The organism is Acidithiobacillus sp. IBUN Pt1247-S3 (assembly GCF_041146875.1).
Taxonomy (GTDB): Bacteria; Pseudomonadota; Gammaproteobacteria; order Acidithiobacillales; family Acidithiobacillaceae; genus Igneacidithiobacillus.
This window is the reverse complement of record NZ_JBFRXP010000051.1, coordinates 1-2,655: the sequence shown is the minus strand read 5'-3', so window position 1 is coordinate 2,655 and position 2,655 is coordinate 1. Positions and strand designations below refer to the sequence as shown.

General features: G+C 45.4%; 2 protein-coding genes. Both read right to left on the bottom strand.

Going from position 1 to position 2,655, the window contains the following annotated elements; genetic code table 11:
• Positions 1-143: 143 nt before the first annotated feature.
• Positions 144-1,772 carry a diguanylate cyclase gene (locus AB4090_RS14895; RefSeq protein ID WP_369574663.1) on the bottom strand — a complete coding sequence of 543 codons (1,629 nt, stop codon included), beginning with the start codon at positions 1,770-1,772 and terminating at the stop codon, positions 144-146.
• A 37-nt stretch (positions 1,773-1,809) separates the two neighbouring features.
• The gene (locus tag AB4090_RS14890; RefSeq protein WP_369574662.1) at positions 1,810-2,298 is read right to left on the bottom strand and encodes a hypothetical protein; all 489 of its coding nucleotides are present in this window, start codon (positions 2,296-2,298) and stop codon (positions 1,810-1,812) included.
• Positions 2,299-2,655: the final 357 nt, after the last annotated feature.

Here is a 2,655-nt window from a genome sequence, read left to right as displayed (position 1 = left end):
AAAAACTGCACAAAAGCCGTCTAGAAGTGCCTTCAGGCCGCGTTTTTCGAGAAAATCAGGTGCCTCGCAGATTTTATTGCAGGGTTTTTCCGCAGCCTGTTTAAAGGGTCGCCCAAACAAATTCATCCTTATGAGCTCCATTTCTAGCCATAGAGCATCCAAAACGATGCCCGTTTTTCCTTGATAGATTTGCTTTCATAAAGCGCATAATCTGCATGCCGAAGCAGCTCGGTTACAGAATTTTTGTATTCAACGAATGGATAAATTACTGCACCAAGACTTACGCCGACAGAGACTTGTGATGTGTGATCTATAGAAATTGGCGAACAAATTATCTCCCCAATTTTTCTAACCAGCTTCTCAAATGCAGCTACGTCAGATAATTCTTCGATCAGAATGACAAATTCATCGCCACCAAGGCGAGCAACAAAATCATTTTTGCGCAAGCCTAATTGAAAACGTTGCGCTAACGTGCAAAGCACCAGATCGCCAGCATCATGCCCGTGCGTATCGTTGATAGACTTGAATCCATCTAAATCCAGCATACATATGGCCAGCAGTTTATCATAAATATGGGAGCGGTAAACGGCTTGCTCCAAGCGTTCTTCAAGAAATCGTCGGTTGGGTAAATTCGTAAGTGCATCATGAAGAGCTAACTTTTCAATTTCTGATTTTGCCGCTTCTAGCTTAATATGTTCGAAATAACGACTAAGACCAACCCCTAGACTTGCAGCCAGCTGCCGCAGCGTCTCTTGCAGAGGTTTCGTAAAGTACCTCAACTCGTCCGCCTCTATAACCAGCGCCACAAACGGGGATTCCATGCCATCCAAAAATACCGGGATGGCCATGACGCTACGTACCCGAACAAACAATCCCCTATTATCATTAACAAAACCATTTAACACAGATAAACCGGGATCTACTGGACCATACTGCAATCCTGAATCAATCACCTCATTAGCGACAATCGTTGGACATATCCCTTGACTAGAATATCTTAATGCCCCGCCTTGATTTGAGAGCGCGTTATTTTCCAAATCATCCATGGCGAGTATGGACAAAGTGGAAAATTCCGACGTTCTCCCAATAATGTAAGCCCCGATAGCTTCCGTGTCTGCTATTACGCTACGCACCAAATTATCATACATGGCTTGAGGATTATTCTGGTGAAGAAGTTGCTGCTGCACATTCAGAACTGCTCGTTGATAGGCCTGAAGACGCAGGAAGTCTCTTGCTATCGTCTTTTGCTGGACATAGATCGCAAGATCCTGCGTTAAATCCGACAACAAAGGTGGTATCGCTGGGGGAAACTCATTATCACCAGAGAGAAATGCCCCCATAATAACTTTGCTACCATCTTCGGTAGACTTTACAGAAGTTATATTTTGTTTGAGAGTAAAGCTGTATACAAGTTCCCGCCATGGAGCAAATTCCGGAGACTGCAGAAAATCTCCGACGACCACGCCTTCACCTAAACGTAAGAGCTTTCCTCCCGGTCCTCGTCCCTCGGGAATATGTTCCAAGCTGCTGATACGCAGATCTTGAGCATATTCCCATGCGGATCCTGCCTTTGCCGTCACATTTACCCAGGTTGAACCAGGTTCTAAAATACCAATCCAGACCAACGGCAGCTGCAAGTCATCTGCAAGCTGATCAGCAACTCTTCCGAGCACTTTCTCCACATCACCGTCAAGACCATCCCGCAAGATACGCACCATGGTCAACAAGCTACGATAAAACTTCGTATCGACTGACAGGGTTTCCAGGCTCACAGACTACCCTCTCTATGCGGAAAGCTGGGAATTCAAGCTATGGATGGCTTCCCGGGATCGTTTGGAGGCTAGAGATTACCATCTTATCAATTTTCATCCCGACCAGCGATGCCTTAGTGGCATGCGTGTAGATGGCTCTCCTGGGGAATATCACGGTAGTGTCGCTTCCTTTACTCAGCAAGGTAAGGTTTAGCGGACAAACAGATGACGCCTGCCAATTGCTGTTCAGCAGCGCGCTAAACAAGAAAGGGTTGCAAAAGACGATTGCCCTTGCATCAGCATAGCCCCCCTGGTTCAGATTTGGGATATGTAGCACCTTCTGCTTGGCTTCAATGCGCTTTAAAATATCTAAATTCATAACGACTTTGAAGTGTCCATGGGAAAGCGCCTGCACAACCTCTTTTTGGGCAGACGCCATTGGCGCAGGGATGGTTTCTGTGTAAAAGGAAGCATCAGAAGCCAATGCTGTACCAATGCCAACGGCGAGTAATGCCGCAGTAGATAGAAAAGCTCCAACACTATTCATAAGTTTCTCCGTATATAGCAATGAACTAATTCACAATGAAAAATGTCCTATTTAGGACAGCTAGTTAGACGACTCTATCCCGTACAGAACAGAACAACTACACAATGTACCGATTCCGCCATGGCACACGAATTGCATAATAGCCACTTATTTATTTCAACACAAGATAGGCGAGGGGAAACAAAATATGAGTGCAAAAAAGTTGGTAGCCGCTGGACTCTCTGCTGTTGCACTAGCTACAGTGACTCAATACGCAGATGCCGCTAACTGGTTTAAGCTACAGGACCTAAATCCTAAAAACGTCTCTCTATTCTCAGGATTTATTGAGCCATCTATCTTCTCTATGGCTGGCACAGA